The sequence below is a fragment of the Methylobacterium sp. BTF04 genome (assembly GCF_010692745.1).
GTDB lineage: Bacteria > Pseudomonadota > Alphaproteobacteria > Rhizobiales > Beijerinckiaceae > Methylobacterium.
In genome coordinates, this window is record NZ_JAAHTB010000023.1 from 17,327 (window position 1) to 38,091 (window position 20,765).

At 68.9% G+C, this 20,765-nt stretch carries 19 protein-coding genes; 8 read left to right on the plus strand and 11 right to left on the minus strand.

Going from position 1 to position 20,765, the window contains the following annotated elements:
• Positions 1–30 precede the first annotated feature (30 nt).
• From speG to apaG, 3 genes are read right to left on the minus strand one after another with little or no spacing between them, the layout of a single operon-like run.
• A complete protein-coding gene (speG, locus tag G3T14_RS14655) occupies positions 31–615 on the minus strand; it encodes a spermidine N1-acetyltransferase (RefSeq protein WP_163643280.1) in 585 nt (194 codons plus the stop codon).
• Positions 612–1,784 (minus strand): acetylornithine deacetylase, encoded by a 1,173-nt coding sequence (gene argE, locus G3T14_RS14660; protein WP_163643281.1) that lies wholly within the window; start codon positions 1,782–1,784, stop codon positions 612–614. Before argE ends, speG begins: the two co-directional genes overlap by 4 nt.
• A 21-nt stretch (positions 1,785–1,805) precedes the next feature.
• On the minus strand, positions 1,806–2,198 hold the full coding sequence (apaG, locus tag G3T14_RS14665) for a Co2+/Mg2+ efflux protein ApaG (RefSeq protein ID WP_163643282.1): 393 nt from the start codon (positions 2,196–2,198) through the stop codon (positions 1,806–1,808).
• A gap of 147 nt (positions 2,199–2,345) precedes the next feature.
• Here apaG and G3T14_RS14670 point away from each other — a divergent pair, with 147 nt between their 5' ends.
• Both G3T14_RS14670 and G3T14_RS14675 read left to right on the plus strand, forming a co-directional pair.
• A complete protein-coding gene (locus G3T14_RS14670; protein WP_163643283.1) occupies positions 2,346–2,780 on the plus strand; it encodes a hypothetical protein in 435 nt (144 codons plus the stop codon).
• A 116-nt stretch (positions 2,781–2,896) separates the two neighbouring features.
• Positions 2,897–3,982 (plus strand): 2'-deoxycytidine 5'-triphosphate deaminase, encoded by a 1,086-nt coding sequence (locus tag G3T14_RS14675; RefSeq protein WP_163643284.1) that lies wholly within the window; start codon positions 2,897–2,899, stop codon positions 3,980–3,982.
• 45 nt (positions 3,983–4,027) lie between these two features.
• Here the strand turns inward: G3T14_RS14675 and G3T14_RS14680 are convergent, their stop codons facing one another.
• Entirely contained in the window at positions 4,028–5,224 is a 1,197-nt protein-coding gene (locus G3T14_RS14680; RefSeq protein ID WP_348645277.1) for an alpha/beta hydrolase, read from the minus strand.
• Between the two features lie 449 nt (positions 5,225–5,673).
• Between G3T14_RS14680 and G3T14_RS14685 the strand changes: the two genes are divergently transcribed.
• Together G3T14_RS14685 and G3T14_RS14690 are read left to right on the plus strand one after the other, a co-directional pair.
• On the plus strand, positions 5,674–5,943 hold the full coding sequence (locus G3T14_RS14685; protein ID WP_163643286.1) for a hypothetical protein: 270 nt from the start codon (positions 5,674–5,676) through the stop codon (positions 5,941–5,943).
• Positions 5,944–6,014: 71 nt separating this feature from the next.
• The gene (locus G3T14_RS14690; RefSeq protein ID WP_246733353.1) at positions 6,015–6,335 is read left to right on the plus strand and encodes a tautomerase family protein; all 321 of its coding nucleotides are present in this window, start codon (positions 6,015–6,017) and stop codon (positions 6,333–6,335) included.
• Positions 6,336–6,369: 34 nt separating this feature from the next.
• Here the strand turns inward: G3T14_RS14690 and G3T14_RS14695 are convergent, their stop codons facing one another.
• Positions 6,370–6,885 carry a hypothetical protein gene (locus G3T14_RS14695; protein ID WP_163643287.1) on the minus strand — a complete coding sequence of 172 codons (516 nt, stop codon included), beginning with the start codon at positions 6,883–6,885 and terminating at the stop codon, positions 6,370–6,372.
• A 529-nt stretch (positions 6,886–7,414) separates the two neighbouring features.
• On the opposite strand from G3T14_RS14695, the gene flgH reads away from it, so the two are divergent.
• Positions 7,415–8,173: a flagellar basal body L-ring protein FlgH gene (flgH, locus tag G3T14_RS14700; RefSeq protein WP_163643288.1), complete on the plus strand. Its 759-nt coding sequence runs from the start codon at positions 7,415–7,417 to the stop codon at positions 8,171–8,173.
• 21 nt (positions 8,174–8,194) lie between these two features.
• Entirely contained in the window at positions 8,195–8,995 is an 801-nt protein-coding gene (locus G3T14_RS14705; protein ID WP_163643289.1) for a flagellar hook basal-body protein, read from the plus strand.
• 18 nt (positions 8,996–9,013) lie between these two features.
• Here the strand turns inward: G3T14_RS14705 and pgl are convergent, their stop codons facing one another.
• The 6 genes from pgl to G3T14_RS14735 form a co-directional block, all read right to left on the minus strand.
• Positions 9,014–9,742 carry a 6-phosphogluconolactonase gene (pgl, locus tag G3T14_RS14710; RefSeq protein ID WP_163643290.1) on the minus strand — a complete coding sequence of 243 codons (729 nt, stop codon included), beginning with the start codon at positions 9,740–9,742 and terminating at the stop codon, positions 9,014–9,016.
• Between the two features lie 37 nt (positions 9,743–9,779).
• Entirely contained in the window at positions 9,780–10,754 is a 975-nt protein-coding gene (gnd, locus tag G3T14_RS14715) for a phosphogluconate dehydrogenase (NAD(+)-dependent, decarboxylating) (RefSeq protein WP_163643291.1), read from the minus strand.
• A 69-nt stretch (positions 10,755–10,823) separates the two neighbouring features.
• Complete coding sequence (locus G3T14_RS14720) at positions 10,824–13,676, minus strand: bifunctional transaldolase/phosoglucose isomerase (RefSeq protein WP_163643292.1); 2,853 nt, start codon at positions 13,674–13,676, stop codon at positions 10,824–10,826.
• 206 nt (positions 13,677–13,882) lie between these two features.
• On the minus strand, positions 13,883–15,958 hold the full coding sequence (tkt, locus tag G3T14_RS14725; RefSeq protein ID WP_163643293.1) for a transketolase: 2,076 nt from the start codon (positions 15,956–15,958) through the stop codon (positions 13,883–13,885).
• Between the two features lie 112 nt (positions 15,959–16,070).
• Positions 16,071–17,933 (minus strand): glycoside hydrolase family 15 protein, encoded by a 1,863-nt coding sequence (locus G3T14_RS14730; RefSeq protein WP_163643294.1) that lies wholly within the window; start codon positions 17,931–17,933, stop codon positions 16,071–16,073.
• A gap of 229 nt (positions 17,934–18,162) precedes the next feature.
• Positions 18,163–18,786, minus strand: coding sequence for a hypothetical protein (locus G3T14_RS14735; protein WP_163643295.1), 624 nt, complete (start codon positions 18,784–18,786; stop codon positions 18,163–18,165).
• A gap of 230 nt (positions 18,787–19,016) precedes the next feature.
• On the opposite strand from G3T14_RS14735, the gene G3T14_RS14740 reads away from it, so the two are divergent.
• Both G3T14_RS14740 and G3T14_RS14745 read left to right on the plus strand, forming a co-directional pair.
• On the plus strand, positions 19,017–19,604 hold the full coding sequence (locus G3T14_RS14740; RefSeq protein ID WP_163643296.1) for an ANTAR domain-containing protein: 588 nt from the start codon (positions 19,017–19,019) through the stop codon (positions 19,602–19,604).
• A complete protein-coding gene (locus G3T14_RS14745) occupies positions 19,601–20,617 on the plus strand; it encodes a CmpA/NrtA family ABC transporter substrate-binding protein (protein ID WP_163643297.1) in 1,017 nt (338 codons plus the stop codon). Before G3T14_RS14740 ends, G3T14_RS14745 begins: the two co-directional genes overlap by 4 nt.
• Positions 20,618–20,765 lie beyond the last annotated feature (148 nt).

The window sequence follows — 20,765 nt, forward strand, 5'->3', positions numbered from 1 at the left end:
CATCCCAAGGAGGACAAAGGGCCGGACGCCTCACGCCTTCAGTACCGGCTCCGCGATCTCGCCGCTGCCGCGCCGGGCGAGATAGGCCGGCTGGAACAGGCACATCCGCACCGCGTCGCGATATTTGCCGTTCACGAAGAACTCGTCCTTGAGGATACCCTCGGGCTGGAAACCGCAGCGCTCGTAGATGCGCACGGCCCGGGCGTTGTCCTTGTCCACATGCAGGTAGAGCTTGTGGATGTTGAGCACGCTGAAGGCGTAATCCATGGCGATGCGGGTGGCGCGCGGAGCGTAGCCCTGGCCCTGGAAGGCCGGATGGATCGCGATCTGGAACTCGCAGCGGCGATGCAGGTGGTTGATCTCCACGAGCTCCACCAGGCCGGCGGGCTCGCCGTCCGAATTGGCGATGATGAAGCGCCGCTCGGTCTGGTTGTGGATGTTGCGCTCGTAGAGCTGTGCCAGTTCGGCGAAGGACTCGTAGGCCTCCTCGAACCAGTAGCGCATGATGCTGTCGTTGTTGTTGAGCTGATGCACGAACATCAGGTCTTCGCGCTCGAGCGGCCGGAGCTTGACCGGGCCGTCGGCGGCGATGGTGCGGGCGGTGACGGTTCTCATGAGGCGACGCACGCGGCGATGAGACGGGCCATGAAGGCTTCACCGGCTTCGAGCGCGGCGAGCGTGATGTACTCGTCCGGTTGGTGGGCCTGGTCGATGGAGCCGGGGCCGCAGACCACGGTGGGGATGCCCGCCGCCTGGAAGCGTCCGGCCTCGGTGGCATACGGAACCGAGATGGTGTGGTTGCGCCCGGCCACCCGCAGCGCCAGCCGCTCGGCCTCCGAGCCCGGCTCCGGCGCGAGGCCGGGGACCGCCACTTCCTCGACGGTCTCGATGCGCCCGTAATCGCCGTAGCGGTTGAGCCGGTCGGTGAGGGTCGTCGCGACCTTGGCCGCGAACAAGGCCGGAATCTCGGCCATGTCGAGGTCGGGCAGGCCGCGGAATTCCCAGTGGAAGGTGCAGACCTTGGGCAGGATGTTGCGGGCGGTGCCGCCGGAAATCGTGCCCACATGCACCGTGGTGGCGGGGGGGTCGAAGCGCCCCGAAGCGTCTCCGCGCGCGATCATCGCGTCGGCGATGCGGTTGAGTTCCGACACGAGGTCGGCCGCCGCCATCACCGCATTGGCCCCCAGCATCGGCTTGGCCGAATGCGCCTCGTGCCCGTGCACGGTGGTGAAGTAGGTGACGATGCTCTTGTGCGCGTCGGCCACTTCGAGGTCGGTGGGCTCGCCGACGATCACGGCGGCCGGGCGCGGCAGGTCGGTGCCGAACCGCGCGATGGTGTCGGCCACCCCGAGGCAGGTGGTCTCCTCGTCATAGGACAGGAGGATGTGGATCGGGCGCGCGAGGTCGGCGGCCAGGAAATCCGGCACGGCGGCGAGCGCCAGGGCGCAGAACCCCTTCATGTCCACGGCGCCGCGTCCATAAGCGCGCCCATCCGCGATCCGCAGGGTGAACGGGTCGGTGGTCCAGGCCTGCCCCGTCACCGGCACCACGTCGGTATGGCCCGACAGGACGATGCCGCCGTCGATCTGCGGACCGATGGTGGCGAAGACCGCCGCCTTGTCGCCCGTCGCGTTCGGGATGCGGACATGCGCCACCCCGAGCGCATCGAGGTAGCCGCAGACGTAATCGATGAGGGCGAGGTTCGGCTTCGAACTCTCGGTGTCGAAGGCCACGAGCCGCGCCAGCAGGTCGAGGGTCGTCGCGCGCGGGCCGGCGGTGGACATGAGCTTCAATCGACCATGGGTCTAATGAACGCTGCGGCGGACATGGGGCGAATCGAGGGAGAAGGCGGGGATCTCGGCCTCGAAGCTCTCGCCGGTATCGGTCGCCATGGTGTAGCTGCCGGCCATCAGTCCGTCCGGCGTGGTGAGCGGGCAGCCGCTCGTGTAGCTGAACGATTCGCCGGGCTCCAGCACCGGCTGCTTGCCGACGACGCCGGCCCCGCGCACCTCCTGGGTCGCACCGCGCCCGTCGACGATCCGCCAGTGGCGCGAACGCAGCTGCACCTGCTCGGAGCCGTTGTTCACGATCTCGACGGTGTAGGCGAAGAAGTAGCGGCTCTCGGCGGGGGAGGATTCCTCCTCGACGAAGCGGGGTTGCACGGTCACGCTGATGCCGCGCGTCTGAGCTTTGTACATCGCCTTCAACGCCTCCGTGGCCGGGCTGACCCGGACGCGACCTCACGATCGCGACAAGCTCAGGGCGCCGTGGTACGGCCCGGCGAAAACCGCGTCAATCGTGACGAATGCGGGGGGTACCCGCGCCAAGCCGAGGTTCCAGCCATCGTGGTCGACGAGACCGTTTCGCGAATCCCCGCCGCGTCTCCCGTCCGCTGGGGCTCGGTCCGCGCCCTCCTCGGACCGGTGGCGATCGCCGGACTGGCGACAGGCTTCGTCTGGGCGGCACCCGAGCGCAACGCCTGGGCGGCGGCGGCTCTGGCGCTCGCCCTCGTCCTCGACGGGGTGGCCCGCGCCGCCGGCGCCCGGGCCGCCCGGCGCGGCCGCCCGGCGCCGCGCCTCGGTGGGCCGCCCTCGGTGGTTTTCGCGATGCGGCCCGGACTGGGCCTGGGCGCAGCCCTGTTCGGGGTGGCGCTTTTCCTCTGGCCGGCCGGGTTCGCGCTCCTGGCGAGCGCACTCGCCGGCCTGATCGCCATGGGGGCGATCGCACGGCTCGCCTTGGTGCGGATCGTGCTGGCGACACCGGACGAGCCGGAAGCTTAACCCGGCTTTAGGCGCCTGACGCGGATACTCGCGCGCGAGACCGCCATCTCCTATCCATCGTGGAGGGGGGCCAAAGGTGCCCGTGCGCGGGCCGAGCGACACGGATACCGTACGCAATGCATGACGTTCCGGGTTCCGGCATCCTGGCCGCACAGGGCATCACCCTGCTCACCACCACCGGCGCGATCTCGGCCGACTCGCCGTATGCCTCCGACCAGATTCAGCCGGCGAGCCTGGACCTGCGCCTCGGCGCCCGGGTGTTTCGCGTGCGCACCAGCTTCCTCCCGGGCGCCCGCAGCGTGGCCGCCTGCATCGCGGCCTTCGTGCTGCACGAAATGGACCTGACCAAGGGCGCGGTGCTGGAGACCGGCTGCGTCTACATCGCCGAATTGCAGGAATCCCTGGCGCTGCCGCCGGATCTCTCCGCGAGCGCCAACCCGAAAAGCTCGACGGGCCGCATCGACGTGTTCACCCGCGTCATCACCGACCGGGGGGCGGCCTTCGATCAGGTGGAGGCCGGCTATCACGGCAAGCTCTACGCCGAGATTTCGCCGCGCACCTTTCCGGTGAAAGTACGCACCGGCTCGCGCCTGTCGCAGATTCGCTTCCGCCGGGGCGAGCCGCGCCTCGGCGACGGGGAACTGGCCGCCCTCCATGCGGCGACCCCCCTCGTCGATGCCCCCAACCCGTCGTTCCAGGGCGGCATCGCCGTCTCCATCGATCTGTCCGGCTTCAACGGGCTGATCGGCTACCGGGCCAAGCGCCACACCGGCCTCGTCGACGTCGATGCACCGGGCGCGCACAAGGCCGCCGACTTCTGGGAACCGCTCCCGGCCGACGGCTCGGGCGCGCTGATTCTCGATCCGGGCCAGTTCTACATCCTGGCCTCGAAGGAATCGGTGCAGGTCCCCCCCGACTTCGCCGCCGAGATGGTGCCGTTCGATCCTCTGGTCGGCGAGTTCCGGGTGCATTACGCCGGGTTCTTCGATCCGGGCTTCGGCTTTGCCGCAGCCGGCGGATCGGGCGCGCGCGCCGTGCTGGAGGTGCGCTCGCGGGACGTACCGTTCCTGCTGGAAGACGGCCAGATCGTCGGCCGCCTCGTCTACGAGCGGATGGCCGAGGTTCCCGCCACCCTCTACGGCGCGGGCGCGGGCTCGAACTATCAGGCGCAAGGGCTGAAGCTGTCGAAGCACTTCGCCTGAGCCACCGCGCCGGGGCCTTCTCCAGCGCGCAGCCGGATCGGCCGCCTACTGCCCCATTACGGCGCGCGCCGGCGCGGTGGCGAGGTCGGCGGTGGACGACATCGCATCGCCGACACCGCGGCCGACGTTCCGAAGGTGTTCGCCGTAGGTCTCGCGCGTCTGCGGGTCGATGAGCGCCACCGGCGCGCTCACCGCCAGAGCCGCCCCGGTCGCCACCGTCGAGGCCGCGCCTGCGGCGGTCTGAACGATGCGGTCGCCGAAACCGATATGGCTGTCGGAGATCACCTGTCCGTCGGCCAGGCGCTTTCCCAGGAGCGCCACCACTTCGCTCGACGCGAACTTGCCGTGGTTGAGCGCGTCGTCGCTTTTCACGGCGGTCAGGTTCAGGACGCCGATATTCTCTCGCTCCAGTTCGGATCGATACGGCTCCGTGCCGGGGTCGATGGCGCCGAGCCGCACGCTGTCACCCCAGACCAGCCGGGAGACGGCGAGCGCCTGATCGTCGCCCGAGACCATCAACGTCAGGCGCGGCCGATCCTTGCCCATGTCGTGAAACGCGACGCGGGCGAGATCCATGTCGACATCGGGCGCGGCCAGGATGACGTTGCGGATCTTCGGCGCGACCCGGCGGTCCCGGATCGCCATCTGGCGCAGGGATTCCAGTGTCAGCCAATTGCCCATGGAATGGGCGAGCACCGTGATCTCGCCGACATTCGGATCCTTGGCGAGGTCGCGCAGCACCGTCTCCAGGCCGTTCCGCGAGAAATTGGTGCTCTCCCGGTCGTACCCATAGGCGAGCACGCTGCCGCGCGAGGGCCAGGTGAACAGCACCGGCACCACGTCCGCCCCGGCATCGTGCACCACCTGGGCAAAGCGGAAGACGGCATCCTCGAAGCGATTGTTGAAGCCATGCACGAAGACGAGCACGTGGCGCTTGCGTGCGGATTTCGGACCGCGGCCGACCCAGGCCGCGACCTGACCTCGCTCGAGCGGAGCCGCCCGCAGGGCGACGAAGTCGGTCGCCGGATTGCCGGGCAGGGATTTGGGCCATTGCACCGTACCGGCTTGGCGGATCGCGTCGGGTGGAATGGAAATCGCGAGATCGGTGTAGGAGACCTCGTTGCCGCGTTCGCCCGAGAACAATTCGCCGGGGTTCAGCGCGCTCTTGCGGGTGGTCGCCACCAGCATCTCGACCCGCGAGGTCCCGGGAGCCGGCGTGGCGTCGGCAATCGGGAGCAGCACCCCGGTGGGTCGGCCCGCACAAGCCGGCAAGCTCAGAACCGCGAGGAGCGCGGTGAGCGCCGCGGAACCGCGTCCCGTCCGCCGAAATCCCGTCCGAACCCGCATGACCGCCCTGTACCTCTCCGGTCCCGAAGCGAGATGGGATATCGGTGAACCATTCCTTAAGATCGCCTGCACGCTTTAGGAGGCGATTGCGGTTGCGGTGTGGGATCAGAGGTTCGGCCCGCCTGCGACTGGTCCGCACAGGTAGCGAGAGCTTCGGAATCGGCACAGTTCGGTGAGGGAATGCGGCGACCGACGACTTCGTCCGAGCGCAGCCGTAGCCGGCACGAGACGGCCTCGATCACGTCGTGATTGCGACCTTTCCGGCCCTCGACCGTTGAGGGGGCACACCCCTCGGCTCGCCCGGTGCGAGCGGGGCCCTGTCCAGACGATACTGAGGACCTGCCATGAAGCCCGTCTTTCTCGCGACCACCCTCCTTCTTTCCACCATCGGCCTGACGGCCACAGCGCACGCCCAGGGTACCGTGCGCGGCGCGGAACGCGGTGTCGACGAGGGCAACCGTGCCGCCGGACCGGTGGGCGGCATCGTCGGCGGCGCGGTGGGCGCTGCGACCGGCACCGTCGGCGGTGTCCTCGGCGTGGATCCCGACCGCCGCGACGAGCGGACCGAGCGCCGCGATGACCGGAACACCGTGCGCGACCGTCGCGACCGCTAACACCAATCGGCGATGAGCTTGGCTCATCGCCGATTGCCCCCGGGCTCGTCGGGCGGCAGAGAAGACTGAGCTTGGATAGCGCGCGCCGGTTCACGATCCTCTCGGGAGGCCGCGCACCCGGTGGTTCGCCGGCCGAGGGCGCTCTGGGGACCCTTCACACCATGCCGCATGTCATCGTGAAACTGTATGCCGGAAAATCTGCAGAGCAGAAGGCCGTGATTGCCGACGCCGTCACCATGGCGATCATGGCGTCCGCCGGGAGCAGCGCGGACGCGGTCTCCGTCGCCATCGAGGACGTCGCGCCGACCGATTGGGTCGACGCGGTCTACAAGCCGGACATCGTCGCCAAGGCCGCGACCCTCTTTAAGAAGCCCGGCTATAATCCCCTCTAAGCCTCGCCCGAATCGACCGCGGCCTGCCGCCGGATCAGGGTCTGGGGCCAGCCGTACCGCGCAGAGGGCGAGCCGGCGGCTTCACGGCCGGGGGCGCCTCTTCGAAGGAGAGATCGCCGCTCTCGTCGTCCAGGACGGGGATCAGCTCCAAGCCGAGCGGCGGCCGGGTTTCGGACGCCTTTGCAGCACGGGCCGGCTCAGGGTTCGGCGCGACCGGGACTTGCCGCACCTCATCGGCCGCCGCGACGAATGTCGCGCTCGGCGGCGCCACCACCACGGGCTCTTCCGCCCACACCTTGGCGGTTCTTGCGGATGGCGGAGTGGTGCTGACATGGCGGGACGGCGCCTTGGCACCGAGCACGAGGAAGAACGGAACTGACAGAGCCGCGACCACGGCAAGTCCGATGAGAGCGCCCGTGCGAATGCCGATGGCGACACTCGCCGTGGACGAATCGGACAGCGGGCTCAGCGGCCCGACGCGATAACGCGCGCCCCAGCGCACCGACATGCGCCGAGCGGGGAGGACGGGCAGCCCCTCGAAATCATCCATGCGTCGAACCGCAAAGACCGGACAGGTCCGGCGATCCACAATATGTTGCGCGTTCTTGCGGCCGACGCAAGCATATCCCCCAATCCATCATGGTCGCCGCAGAGGAGATATGCAGTTTTCGCGTGATCGTGAGCCGACACGATGCTGGCAAAGACGCTCTCGGACGGCCGCGAGGACTCTTGCAAAGGCAAGAGGACTCTCGCGGCTGGATGAAGGCTGTTCGACCGGACCGCGTTCGGCGCTTGGCTCGGATGCCGGATGGATCGTGCGGGGTCGCATGCGGGAACAGCGTAGACCGGACCGAAACGGAAGGACACCGGCACGTTGCTGTGCAGGCCCGTCGGGTTGCATGTGCAGAGGAAGTCCAAGTCTCTACGATCGGCCGGCGATGCAAAATATATCCCGATATGTTTCGTAACATTTCTGTTTGTTGCTTAGAATTATTTGCTGACACAGCAATCCTTAACCATAAAACCTCATCGTCGCGCTCTGACCACCGACAACCGTCGGCCCGAGGCCGGAGACGCCCATGGGATCGCACCATCGCCGCCCATATCGCGTCGCGCTGACGCTCGTGAGCCTCGCCGCGGCCCTGGGCGGCTGCAACACCCTCGACCGGCTCGGGCAGATCGGCGCGACGCCGGCTTTGTCGGCGATCGAGGATCCCACCGCGCAGGCCGGCTACAAGCCGGTCCGAATGCCGATGCCCGAAATCCAGCCGGTGTCCTACGCCCCCAATTCCCTGTGGCGCACGGGCTCGCGCGCCTTCTTCAAGGACCAGCGCGCCGCCCGGCTCGGCGACATCCTGACGGTGAACGTCGCGGTGACCGACCAGGCCAACATCAGCAACGAGACCAAGCGCACGCGCGCGAATGCCGAGGATGCCGGCCTACCCAATGCCTTCGGTCTCGAAAAGGCGGCTGCGGTGGCGGCCGCCGGCATCTCGCCCGACAAACTCCTCAGCGCCACGTCGACCACATCCAACGATGGGGCCGGCTCGGTCCAGCGCAACGAGACCGTGACGACGAGCGTGGCGGCCGTCGTCACGCAGGTGCTGCCCAACGGCAGCCTCGTCATCGAAGGCAAGCAGGAGATCCGGGTCAATTTCGAAGTGCGCGAACTGCTCGTGGCGGGTGTCGTGCGGCCCGAAGACATCGCCGCCGACAACACGATCGATTCGGCCAAGATCGCGCAGGCCCGCATCGCCTATGGCGGACGCGGCCAGATCACCGACGTCCAGCAACCCCGCTACGGCCAGCAGGCGCTCGATATCCTGCTGCCGTTCTGACGAGAGACGAGGACAAATCCCGTGAGCCTGTTCGGCACCCTGTCGACTTCCGTCAGCGGATTGTCGGCCCAGAGCTACGCTCTGAACAACATCTCCGGCAACATCGCCAACGCGTCGACGCCGGGGTTCAAGTCGGTGGAGACGGCGTTCTCGGACATGCTCCCCGACACCGCGCGGGCGCCGTCGCTGACCGGAGGCGTCGCCACCCGTTCGCGCCTGTCCACCGACATGCCCGGCACGATCGCGACCAGCGACGTGCCGACGAACATGGCGATTTCGGGCGACGGCTACTTCGTGGTCAAACAGAATACCGGATCGGCGGCGACGCCGAACTTCACCGGCGACACCCTCTACACACGCCGGGGCGATTTTGCCGCCGATGCCGATGGCTACCTCGTCAATGGGGCCGGCAACTACCTGCTGGCGGGCACCAGCAGCACGCCGCTCAACCTCAGCGCCGTCACCGGAACGAGCCATGGCGCGGTCTCGGACCTCTCGATCTCGTCCACCGGGGCGGTGGCGGGCACCTATGCCGACGGCACCGCCGCCAAGATCGGCCAGGTGACGCTGGCGCATTTCGACGACGAGGCCGGCCTCCAGACCCAGGATGGCGGCGCCTATCTCGCCACCCCGCAATCGGGGACGCCGACCCTGGGGCTCAACGGTTCCACCGTGACGGGGGGGGCCCTGGAACAGTCCAACGCCAACCTGTCGGACCAGTTCTCCAAGATGATCGTCACGCAGCAAGCCTACTCGGCCAACACCAAGGTCCTGACCGCCACCAGCGAGATGATGACCGACGTGATCAGCATGTACGTCTAGAGCGTCGGGTCCGCGTGTTCAGGCGCCGGCAGCCGCCTGGTCGACCAGCCACAGCATCCGGCCGACGCTGGTCGCGCGCCCGGCGGGCAGGTCCTCGCCCCGCGCGAGGCGGGTGAGCGGGTCCTGCTTGCCGGCCCCGGTGACGAGGAACAGGCTCTCGCGCGACGAGGCCAGGGCCGGGAAGGTGAGCGTGATGCGCGGCACGAACGGCGCCAGCCCCGCCTCCGGCACCGGGGCGACCCAGGCGGCCGCGGCGTCCGATGCCGGCTTGCCCGGAAACAGCGAGGCGGTGTGGCCGTCCTCGCCGAGCCCCAGGAGCACGAGGTCGAACAGCGGTCGCGCCGGGTCGAGAATGTCGGCGCCGTAGAAATCCCGCAGCGTCCGCGCATAGGCCGCAGCCCCCGCCTCCGGCGTCCCGGTGGTGGGCATGCCGTGGAGATGCCCTTCGGGAATCGGCGCACCCGTAAAGGCGTCCCGGGCCATGTGGACGTTGCTGGCCGCGTCGTCCCACGCCACCATCCGGTCGTCGCCGAAGAACCAGTGCAGGCGGGCCCAGGGCAGGGCGGGCCCGTAATCCGACCCGGCCAGCAGCGCGTAGAGACGCTTGGGGGTCGAGCCGCCGGACAGGCAGACGGCGATGCGTTCGTTCGGGGCGCTCTCGCACAGGGCGACGAGACGCTCGGCCGCCGCGCGGGCGACCGCATCGGCGTCGGGAAGGATGTCCGAGTTGGTCGGGAGGGGAATCATCGCCAAAGCGTCCTGGGTATCGTCCCGGCCGAAGGCCCTATTTCGGCTCCTGATGGCCGCCGAACCCCTTGCGCATGGCCGAGAGCAGCTTGTCGGCATAGCTCGCATCCTCGCGCGAGCGGAAGCGGGCGTAGAGGGCGGCCGAGAGCACGTTGGCCGGCACGGATTCCTCGATGGCCGCGTTCAGCGTCCAGCGGCCCTCGCCGGAATCGGCGACGAAGCCGGAGAAATCCGTGAGATTCTCGTCGCCGGCGAGCGCCCCGGCCGTGAGGTCGAGGAGCCAGGACGAGACCACGCTGCCGCGCCGCCAGACCTCGGCGATGTCGCCGATGTTGAGGTCGAAGCGCTGGCCCTCCGGCAGATCCGTGGAATTGGCATGCTTGAGGATGTCGAAACCTTCGGCATAGGCCTGCATCAGGCCGTACTCGATGCCGTTATGGACCATCTTGACGAAGTGGCCGGCCCCGCTCGGTCCCGCGTGGATGTAGCCCTCCTCGGCACGGGCATCCCGACCGTCGCGTCCCGCAGTCTTGGGGATGGTGCCGATACCGGGCGCCAGGGTCTTGAAGATCGGATCGAGGCGGGCGAGTGCCGCCTCGTCGCCGCCGATCATCATGCAATAGCCGCGCTCCAGGCCCCAGACGCCGCCGGAGGTGCCGACATCGACGTAGTGGATGCCCTTGGGCTTGAGTTCGGCCGCGCGGCGGATGTCGTCCTTGTAGAACGAATTGCCGCCGTCGATGATCACGTCGTCGGCGGCCATCAGGGTCCCGAGCGTCGCCACCGTCCCCTCGGTGATCGCGCCCGCCGGCAGCATCACCCAGGCGGTGCGCGGCGCGTCGAGCCTGTCCACGAACTCCTCCAGGCTCGCCGCGCCGGTGGCGCCCTCGGCGACCAGGGCCGCCACGGCCTCCGCGCTCTGGTCGAACACCACGGCGGTGTGGCCGTCGCGAAGCAGCCGGCGGACGATGTTGCCCCCCATCCGGCCGAGACCGATCATACCGAGTTGCATGGGTGATCTCCGTGGCTTTCCCCGCCCCATGGCGGGGAGGGGCAGGGGTGGGGGAGGTGAAAGTGGCGCTTACGCCAAGGCCGCCTTGATCGCCGTGGCGATGCGCTTCAACCCGGCTTCGACGTCGCCGCCCTTGATGTGGACGCGCAGGGCCCGGCGTCCGCGCTCGGCGAGCACGGCGAAATCGCCCCGGGCCTGGGCCGCCACCACCGTGCCGAAGCCGAGCGTGCGCCCGGGGATCGACAGGTCCGCGGACGGGTCGGCGGTGATCTGGAGGAACACGCCGCTATCGGGGCCGCCCTTGTAGGCCTGCCCCGTCGAGTGGAGGAAGCGGGGGCCGAATTCGAGGCAGGTGGCGAGCTTGGTCTTGTCGCGAAGCGCCACGCGGGCATCCTGCAGGACGGCGTGATGGCCAGCGTTGCGCGCGACGTAGGCCAGCAGAGCCACGTAATCGCCGGCCTTGGTGCGGCCGAGATGCGCCTTGAGCGCCGCGTCCAGTCCCTCCGCGGCCTGCGGCAGCGCCTCGGCATTCTTGGGATCGGCGTAGAGCGCGATGGTGTCGTCGGCGAATAACGGCGTCTCGGCGGGGAGAGACCCGCTCGCTTCCGCCGCATCGAACAGCTTCTTCGTCTCGATCTTGCTCGCTTCCACGTCGGGCTGATCGAACGGATTGATCCCCAGCATGGCGCCGGCCACCGCCGTGGCGATCTCGAAGCGGAAGAATTCCTGCGGCAGCTGCTCCTCGTTGGCCATGGTGATGTGGATGACGGGGTGCCCCTCGCGCTCCAGGCTACGCACCGCCTCGTCCTGGCGGGCATCGGCGCGATTGTCGAGGCGCAGATACACGAAGAGCCGGTCGAGTCCGTAGACGGCCGGCACACCGACGGGCTCGCCGTCGATGGGGATCAGACCCTTGCCGTCCTTGCCGGTGGATTCGGCGATGAGCTGCTCGGCCCAGGCGCCGAACGTATCAATGCCCGGCGAGGCGATGAACGTGACCTTGTCGCGGCCGGCATGGAGCGCCGCCGCGCCCAGGGCGGTGCCGAGCAGGACGCCGGGGTTCTGCGCCGGCGGCACGGCCGGGCCGCAGGAGCGGACCATGATCCGTGCCGTGTCGAGGAACGTCTTCACGTCGATGCCGCACGCCGCCGCCGGCACGAGGCCGAAGGCGGAGAGCACGGAGTAGCGGCCACCGATCTGCTTCACGCCATAGAAGATCTTTCTGAAGTTGTCGGCCTTGGCCGCCGCCTCCATGGCCGAGCCCGGATCGGTGACGGCGACGAAATGCGCGCCCGCGCGCTCGCCCACCGTGGCCTTCATCCGACCGAGGAAATAATCGCGGAAGACGTTGGGCTCCAGCGTCGAGCCGGATTTCGAGGCGACGATGAACAGCGTGGTCTCGAGGGTGATCGCGCTTTCCGTCTCGCGGACCTGATCCGGGTCGGTGGAATCGAGGATGCGCAGGGTCGGAAAGCCCTCGTGGCTCCCGTAGGTCTCGGCCAACACCTCGGGGCCGAGGCTCGATCCGCCCATGCCGAGCACCACCACGTCGGTGAAGCCGGTCTGGCGCACGTCCTCGGCGAAGCTGGCGTAGTCGGAGACGTGGGCGAGTTCGTCCTCGACGATGCGCAGCCAGCCGAGCCACTTGTCCTCGTCGGCGTTCGACCACACCGTCTTGTCGTGAGCCCAGAGCCGGCGGATCGCGCCGGAGGCGCGCCAGGCCTCGACGGCCTTCTTCGCCGCGGCGGCGATGGGCTCGGGCAGCACCAGGGTCTGGCCGTCGAGCTTGGCTCCGAGGAAGTCGACGCGCTTGCCGGCCACCGCGCCGAGCAGCTTGTCGGCGGCGTCGATGAAGAGCTGCACGCCCTCGTCGACGAGCTGGTCGCCGATCGTTTCGATGTCGATCCCCGCCTTCGCGAGGCCGGCCATCACGGCCTCGGCCGCGCCGAGATCAGCCTCGATCGCGGACTTGACCGTCCCGTGATCGCGAAACGCGTCCATGGTGGCGGGCGGCATGGTGTTGACGGTGTCGGGGCCGATCAGCTCCTCGACGTAGAGCACGTCGGAATAGGCCTTGTTCTTGGTCCCCGTGGACGCCCAGAGCAGCCGCTGCGGCTTGGCGCCCATGGCGGCCAGGGCCTGCCATTTCGGCTCTCCGAAGATATCCTTGTAGCGCTGGTAGGCGCGCTTGGCGTTGGCGATGGCGACCTTGCCCTTGAGGGCTTCCAGGGCCGCCTTCGCGTCGGCGCCCTCGGTCCGGGCGATGGTATCGTCCAGCGCCTTGTCGACGGCGACGTCGATGCGGCTGATGAAGAAGCTGGCGACGCTGGCGACCTTCGCGACGTCGCCGCCCCTGGCGCCGAACGCCGCGAGACCGTCGATGAAGGCGTGGGCGACCGCCGCGTAGGTCTCCACCGAAAACAGCAGGGTGACGTTGATGCTGATGCCGTCCGCCGTCAGCGCCCGGATCGCCGGAATGCCCTCGGCGGTGGCCGGCACCTTCACCATCAGGTTGTCGCGTCCCACCGCCGCATGCAGGCGGCGGGCCTCGGCCAGGGTCTCCTCGGTATCGAGGGCGAGGTAGGGCGAGACTTCGAGGCTGACATAGCCGTCGGCCCCATCGCTGGCCTCGTAGACGGGACGCAGCACGTCGGCCGCGGCCTGGATGTCGGCGATGGCGAGCCCTTCGTAGAGGTCGATGACGCGGGCATCGCCGGCGTCCATCACGGCTTTCAGGGCGGGGTCGTACTCCACCGATCCGCCGATGGCCTTCTCGAAGATCGACGGGTTCGAGGTCACGCCGCGCAGGCCGTCCTCGTCCACCAGCGCCTTGAGCTTGCCCTGCTGGACGAAGCCGCGGGCGACGAAATCGAGCCACACGGCCTGGCCCTGTTCGGGGAAGAGAGCCTTGAGCGGGTTCATGCAAACACTCCTCGTCGTCGGTCGCTTTGGCGCCTTTTGAAGGAGCGGCGCCGCTTAACCCAGTCCCGACCTCATCCCGAGGTACCCGTCGGGCGATCGCGGATCGCCGGCCGGGTCTCGGAGGAGGCCTCCGCTTCGCTCCGGTCCTCAGGGTGAGGTGGTGACAGGAGAACCGTCCTCACCTCACCCTGGGAAACCCCCGAACCCTACTTCTTGTGCCGTGCGATCTGGTCGCGCGCCGCCTGGAGCACCTTGTCGGGGGTGAAGCCGAACTTCGTCTGCAGGTCCTTGATCGGCGCCGAGGAGCCGAAGGTGTGCATGCCGATGATCGCGCCCGCCGAGCCGGCGTAGCGATCCCAGCCGATCACAGAGCCCTGCTCGACGGCCACGCGTGCCAGCACGTCCGGGATGAGGACGCTGTTGCGGTAGGCCTCGTCCTGGCGCTCGAACAGGTCCCAGGACGGCATCGAGACCACGCGCGCCTTCACGCCCTCGGATTTCAGCGCCTCGTAGGCGCCGAGGCAGAGCTGCACCTCGCTGCCCGTTCCGATCAGGATCACCTCCGGCGTGCCGTCGCAATCGGCCAGCACGTAGGCACCCTTCGCGACGCCGGCGGCGCTCGCATAGACCGCGCGGTCGACGGTGGGCAGAGGCTGGCGGGAGAGCGCCAGCACCGCCGGCTGGTTCTTCAGCCCCATGATGACCCGATAGGATTCCGCCACCTCGTTGGCGTCGGCCGGGCGCAGGGTGACGAGTCCGGGGATCGCCCGGAGGGTGAGAAGCTGCTCCACCGGCTGGTGGGTCGGCCCATCCTCGCCGACCCCGATGGAATCGTGCGTGAAGACGTGGAAGACCGGCAGCTCCATCAGCGCCGCGAGGCGGATCGGCGGCCGCATGTAGTCGGCGAAGACCAGGAAGGTCGCGCCGTAGGCCCGCAGGCCCGCGAGCCCGAGGCCGTTGACGATGGAGCCCATGGCGTGTTCGCGCACGCCGAAGTGGATGTTGCGCCCGCCCGGTTCGAACGGCGAGAGCGTGCCGGCACCCTCGAATTCGAGCTTGGTCTTGTTGGAGGGCGCCAGATCCGCCGAGCCGCCGAGCATGTGCGGCACGTTCTTGGCGATCGCGTTCAGCACCTTGCCGGACGATTCACGGGTGGCCATGCCCTTGGCATCGGGCGCGAAGACCGGGATGTCCTTGTCCCAGCCCGCGGGCAGGCGGCCTTCGCCCAAGGCCGCGATCTCCTCGGCCAGAGCCGGATCGGACGCCTTGGCCTCGGCCAGAAACCCTTCCCAGGTCGCGAAAAGCTCGGCGCCGCGCTGGCCGATCCCGTTCTGGAAATTCTCGACCACGCCCTCGGGGACGAGGAACTGCGCGTCCTCGGGCCAGCCATAGGCGCGCTTGGCGCCCCTGGCCTCCTCCTCGCCCAATGCGTCCGAGTGGGCCTTGGAGGTGTTCTGCTTCTTGGGCGCGCCAAAGCCGATGATCGAGTTGACGACGATCAGCGTCGGACGGTCGCTCGACTGGAGGAAGGTCTCCAGTGCGGACGCGATCGCGTGGACGTCGTTGGCGTCGGCCACCCGCAGCACCTGCCAGCCGTAGCCGAGGAAGCGCGTCGCCACCTCTTCCGAGAAGGCGAGTTCGGTGTGGCCCTCAATGGTGATGGTGTTGTTGTCGTAGATCCAGCACAGGTTCGACAGGCGCAGGTGCCCGGCGATCGAAGCCGCCTCGGACGCGACGCCCTCCATCAGGTCGCCGTCCGAGCAGATGGCGTAGACGTTGTAGTCGAACAGCGGCAGGTCGGGCCGGTTGAGGGTCTCGCCGAGGAAGCGGCCACCCATCGCCATGCCGACGGAGTTCGCGACCCCCTGGCCGAGCGGCCCGGTGGTGGTCTCGACGCCGGTGGTGAAGTGGTATTCCGGATGGCCCGGCGTCTTGCTGTCGAGCTGGCGGAAGTTCTTGATGTCCTCGATGGTGATCGCCGGCTCGTTGCCGCCGTCGGTCTGGGCGACGCCGGCCAGGTGCAGCAGCCCGTAGAGCAGCATCGAGGCATGGCCGGCCGAGAGCACGAAGCGGTCGCGGTTGGGCCAATGCGGATGCGCCGGGTCGTAGCGCAGGTAGCGGTTCCACAGGGTGTAGGCCACGGGCGCCAGCGCCATCGGCGCGCCGGCATGGCCGGAATTCGCCTTCTGCACCGCGTCGATCGCCAGCGTGCGCAGCGTGTCGATGCTGAGCTTGTCGATGGCGCTCAAGGCCTCGCTCGGCTTGGTGTCGGCTCCGCTCATTCTCGTCTTCCTCGTCTCGTTCTCGGGGCCGCCCGCATGGTGGCGGGTCCGGCCCTCGTCCTTGCGGGGAGTCACGGCCTGCCGCCGGACCCGCCCGCCTCGAAATCCTGTCTCAGGCGCGCGCGGCCACCGCACGGGCATGGGGCGTCACGGCCGCGGCACCCTTGTCGATCTCTTCCGCGCTTGAACCGCGCTCCTTGGCCGGGCCGAGGGACCGGCTGTAATTCAGGATGGTGTTCACCAGCGTGACATGGCTGAACGCCTGCGGGAAGTTGCCCACGAGGCGTTTGGCCTTCACGTCGTACTCCTCCGACACCAGACCGAGATCGTTGCAGATTCCGATGAGCTTCTCGATCAGCGCATGGGCCTCCTTGCAGCGGCCGAGCCCGATGAGGTTGTCGGCATACCAGAAGCTGCAGGGCAGGAACGCGCCCTCGTTGCCCGGCAGGCCGTCGGTGGTCTGGTTCTCGGTGTCGTAGCGCAGCACGAAGCCGTCGCGCATCAGGCCCTTGCCGATGGCTTCCACCGTGCCGACCACGCGCGGATCGTTCTGGGGCAGGAAGCCTATATGGGCGATGAGCAGCAGGCTCGCATCGAGGGACTTCGACCCGTAGGATTGCACGAAGCTGTTGAGCTCGGCGTTGAAGCCCTTCTCGCAGACCTCGGCATGGATCTGGTCGCGGATCGCGCGCCAGCGCTCCACCGGCGCATCGGTGTTCTCGCCCTCCTCGAAGGAGCGGATCGCGCGATCGAACGCGACCCAGGCCATCACCTTGGAATGGACGAAGTGCCGGCGCCCGCCGCGCACCTCCCAGATGCCCTCGTCGGGCTCGCTCCAGACCTTTTCCAGATGCGTCAGCAGCGCGTGGCCGACGCGCCAGCCATCCGCATCGCCGAGCAGGCCGCGCTGGCGCGCCTGATAGAGCGCATCGAAGATCTCGCCGTAGACGTCGAGCTGGAACTGCTCCACCGCGGCGTTGCCGATGCGCACCGGCTTCGAGCCCTCGTAGCCGGGCAGCCAGTCGAGCTCGATCTCGGGCAGCATGCGCTCGCCGGCGATGCCGTACAGGATATGCGCCTGCTCCGGGTTTCCGGCCACCGCCCGCACCAGCCAGTCGCGCCAGGCGCGGGCCTCGTCGAGGTAGCCGCCATCCATCATCGCGATGAGGGTGAAGGTGGAATCGCGCAGCCAGCAGAACCGGTAGTCCCAGTTGCGCACCCCGCCGAGATCCTCGGGCAGCGAGGTGGTGGGCGCAGCGACGATCCCCCCGGTGGGCTCGTAGATCAGCGCCTTCAGGGTCAGGAGCGAGCGCTGGAGCATCGCGTCCCACGGCGTGCCGCGGGCGCAGCGGCTCGACCAGTCGCGCCAGTGGCGGTCGGTCTCGAACAGCACCTTGCGCGGCTGGATCGGCGGCGGGTCGTCCTCGTGCGACGGGCCGTAGCTCAGGGTGAAGGCGACGCTCTGGCCGGCCTCGACGGTGAAGTCCGAGGCCGTGGTCTGGTCTTCGCCATGCAGCGGCGCCAGGGTGCGCAGCACCACCTTGTGCGGCCCCGAGATCGCCCGCAGGTCGCCGAGCTCGTTGTGCGACACCCACGGCACCGCCAGACCGTAATCGAAGCGCACGGCCAGGTGCATCCGCATGGCAACCTGGCCGGTCAGCCCCTCGACGATGCGCACGAGGTGCGAGCCGTCATTGGCCGGCATGTAGTCGGTCACCCGCGCCGTCCCGGTGGCGGTCTCGTATTCCGTTTCCAGAACGAGGCTGCCGGTCCGATACTGGCGCGATGATTTGGCGTCCACGTCGGCGGGCGCGAGCTTCCAGAACCCGTGGTCGCAGGTGCCCAGCAGAGAGGCGAAGCACGCGGCGGAATCGAAGCGCGGCCAGCACAGCCAGTCGACGCTGCCGTCCCGTCCGATCAGCGCGGCCGTGCGGCCATCGCCGATGAGCGCGTAATCCTCGATCCGTCCCGCCATCCAGGCCCTCGTCTCGACAAGTCCTCGATACGTTGCACCCTTGTGTGCATCGCATCATCGATGGAGACCACCTAGAGCGCTTTCGAGTGAGGTGGACCCGACGGACGTGAAGAAAACGCGGACACCCGAAAAATCGAGAGCCGGTTCCGCCTTCACGGCACCGGCTCTAGTCCTCCGCGGAGGCAGGGTCCAGGGTGATCACGCACGTACGTCGCGGAGAAAAACCGCCTCAGTGCAGCCGGTTGACGATGCCGGCCATCGCTTCGCCGAGGGACGCCGCCTCGGCGCCCACCGCGGCACTCTGGACGCCGACGAAGGTCGCCGCCCGCGTCGCGGCCCGGATGGTCGGAGCGAAGGGCAGGGCGAGGCTGGGCAGAACGCCCTCGTCCGTCTCCGGTCCGGCCGACGCATCGATCGATACGGGCTCCACCGCGGCGGACCCGACCACCGCAGAATCCGCCGGCGCAATCTTCGTCGGAACCGGACGGCGGACCGTGGCGATCCGGGGTCCGGCCGGCCGATGCGGCGGAACCTGAAGCGCGATCTGGCGCGTCGCGCCTTCGGCATGCGCCGCGACGACGATGGGAAACTGGAGCGGGAAGGTGAGGGCGGCCGGCACGAACGGAGTGACCACGGGCGCCTCCGCCGCGGGCGACAGGGTCGCGGCGGACATTCGTACGGCCAATGCGGGGGCGGGTGTAGTCGGATGCGTAGCGGGCACTTCGCAGTAGAACGAGGCTGCGGCCAGGACCACGGCGACGACGAGCGTCGGCAACAGGGGCGGCGTCACACCGGCCGTCGCTTCCGACCGGAGCGCGTCGGCCTCGGCACTACATCGGTTTCGCGCAGCCATATTGGGGAACCCTCGCGAACGGTTGGATCGTGTCTCCCATAAGCCGGGCCGTTTGCGGCGGAACCTGGGCTGTTTCCTTTCACGCTGGTAATTTCGGCCGGGCACGCCCTTTGCCTCGGGCAAACGGACGTCGCCCGTATCCGCTTCGCCATCGCGCCTTGCGGTGCGCCGGAGCGCCGTGCGATCAGCATTCCGCGCCCTCAGCGCCCGCGCTGCCCTTTCGGACACCGATGACCGAGCCGAGCCTCACCGTCGCCGTGATCGACCCGAGCCGGGCGCGCGCGGCGATCCTCGAAGAGGGCCTCACCGCGGCCGGTTTCACCCGCGTCGTCGTCATTCCCGACACCGCCGACCTGCCGGCGCGGGTCGCCGCGCTCAATCCCGACGTGGTCGTGATCCACCTCGAGAGCCCGAGCCGGGACATCCTGGAGCAGATGTCGGGACTGTCCCGCCACGTCGAGCGGCCGGTGGCGATGTTCGTCGATCGCTCGGACGTGCCGATGATGCAGGCAGCAGTGGATGCCGGCATCTCGGCCTACGTGGTCGACGGTCTGCAGCCGCAGCGCATCCGCTCGATCATCGATGTCGCGATCCTGCGGTTCAACGCCTTCGCGCGGTTGCAGCGCGAGCTCGTGGAAGCCCGCGGGGAACTCGCCGACCGCAAGCTGATCGAGCGCGCCAAGGGCATCCTGATGACGGCCAAGGGCCTGCCCGAAGAGGAGGCCTACCGGCTGATGCGGCGCAAAGCCATGAACGAGAAGCGCAGGATCGCCGACATCGCCCGGGCCATCGTCACCGCGGCGGACCTGCTCGGATGAGGCTCGCGCTCGGATACGTGCCGCTCGTCGATGCGGCCGCCCTCATCGTCGCGGTGGAAGGCGGTTTTGCCGCCGCCGAAGGCCTCGCCGTCGATCTCGTACGCGAGCCGTCCTGGGCGACCCTGCGCGACAAGCTCGCGCTCGGCCATCTCGACGGAGCGCACATCCTGGCACCCCTCGCCATCGCCTGCGCCCTCGGGATCAGCGGACCGCAGACCGAACTCGCAGTGCCGATGGCGCTCAACTTGAACGGCAATGCCGTCACCGTGTCGCTGCCGCTCTGGGCGGCGATGGCGCCCGACGGCGACGACGTGGATGCGGTGGCGCGGGCCTTCGCCCGGGTGGCGGTCGAGCGGGCGGCCGCGGGGCGCCCGCTGATCCTGGGGACGGTGCATCCGTTCTCCAGCCACACCTATCAACTCCGCCACTTCGCGCTGCGCGGCGGACTCGATCTCGACCGCACGGTCGAACTCGTGGTGATCCCGCCGCCCCAGATCGCCGAAGCCCTGCGGCGCGAACTGATCGATGGGTTCTGCGTCGGCAGTCCCTGGAACAGCGTCGCGGTGGCGGACGGCTACGGTCGCATCGCCGTCCTCGGTAGCGAACTCGTCCCCGATTGCCCGGAAAAGGTGCTGGCCCTGCCGACCTTCGCGCTGGATGCGAGCGCTGCGCTGGTGCGGGCGCTGCGCCGCGCCGGGCACTGGTGCCACGACCCGGGCAACCGTTCCGAACTCGCGCGCCTGCTGGCCCATCCCGACCATCTCGGCGTCGATCCGGCCGTGGTCTCGCGGGCACTGGAGGGGCGTGTGACCGTCGACCGCGACGGCACGCAGCGCAGCGACCCGCGCTTCGTCGTCTTCGGAGGGGAGGCCGACCGCCCGCTGCCGGACCACGCGGATTGGTTTCTCGGCGAGATGCAGGCGGCCGGCCAGATCCGGGTGACGCCCAACCTCACCGCGCAGGCGCGCGCCCTCTACCGGCCCGATCTGTTCGACGCGGCCGGCACCCGCTGAGTCCGGCGGCCGGGCTGCATACCGCGCCAGCAGGCTGCCTGCCGATTGTGCAGCGCGGGAGAAGCGGCCCGGAAAGCCGCCGGCCGCGATTTTCGCGATGATTGGGTGCCCTGCGAAGGGATAACCCCGCCGATCGGCCGTGGCACGG

Coding starts and splice junctions, on each gene's coding strand:
- speG (WP_163643280.1), bottom strand. CDS start 615: ATGAGAACCGTCACCGCCCGCACCATCGCCGCCGACGGCCCGGTCAAG.
- argE (WP_163643281.1), bottom strand. CDS start 1,784: ATGTCCACCGCCGGCCCGCGCGCGACGACCCTCGACCTGCTGGCGCGG.
- apaG (WP_163643282.1), bottom strand. CDS start 2,198: ATGTACAAAGCTCAGACGCGCGGCATCAGCGTGACCGTGCAACCCCGC.
- G3T14_RS14675 (WP_163643284.1), top strand. CDS start 2,897: ATGCATGACGTTCCGGGTTCCGGCATCCTGGCCGCACAGGGCATCACC.
- G3T14_RS14685 (WP_163643286.1), top strand. CDS start 5,674: ATGAAGCCCGTCTTTCTCGCGACCACCCTCCTTCTTTCCACCATCGGC.
- G3T14_RS14695 (WP_163643287.1), bottom strand. CDS start 6,885: ATGGATGATTTCGAGGGGCTGCCCGTCCTCCCCGCTCGGCGCATGTCG.
- flgH (WP_163643288.1), top strand. CDS start 7,415: ATGGGATCGCACCATCGCCGCCCATATCGCGTCGCGCTGACGCTCGTG.
- pgl (WP_163643290.1), bottom strand. CDS start 9,742: ATGATTCCCCTCCCGACCAACTCGGACATCCTTCCCGACGCCGATGCG.
- gnd (WP_163643291.1), bottom strand. CDS start 10,754: ATGCAACTCGGTATGATCGGTCTCGGCCGGATGGGGGGCAACATCGTC.
- G3T14_RS14720 (WP_163643292.1), bottom strand. CDS start 13,676: ATGAACCCGCTCAAGGCTCTCTTCCCCGAACAGGGCCAGGCCGTGTGG.
- tkt (WP_163643293.1), bottom strand. CDS start 15,958: ATGAGCGGAGCCGACACCAAGCCGAGCGAGGCCTTGAGCGCCATCGAC.
- G3T14_RS14730 (WP_163643294.1), bottom strand. CDS start 17,933: ATGGCGGGACGGATCGAGGATTACGCGCTCATCGGCGATGGCCGCACG.
- G3T14_RS14735 (WP_163643295.1), bottom strand. CDS start 18,786: ATGGCTGCGCGAAACCGATGTAGTGCCGAGGCCGACGCGCTCCGGTCG.
- G3T14_RS14740 (WP_163643296.1), top strand. CDS start 19,017: ATGACCGAGCCGAGCCTCACCGTCGCCGTGATCGACCCGAGCCGGGCG.
- G3T14_RS14745 (WP_163643297.1), top strand. CDS start 19,601: ATGAGGCTCGCGCTCGGATACGTGCCGCTCGTCGATGCGGCCGCCCTC.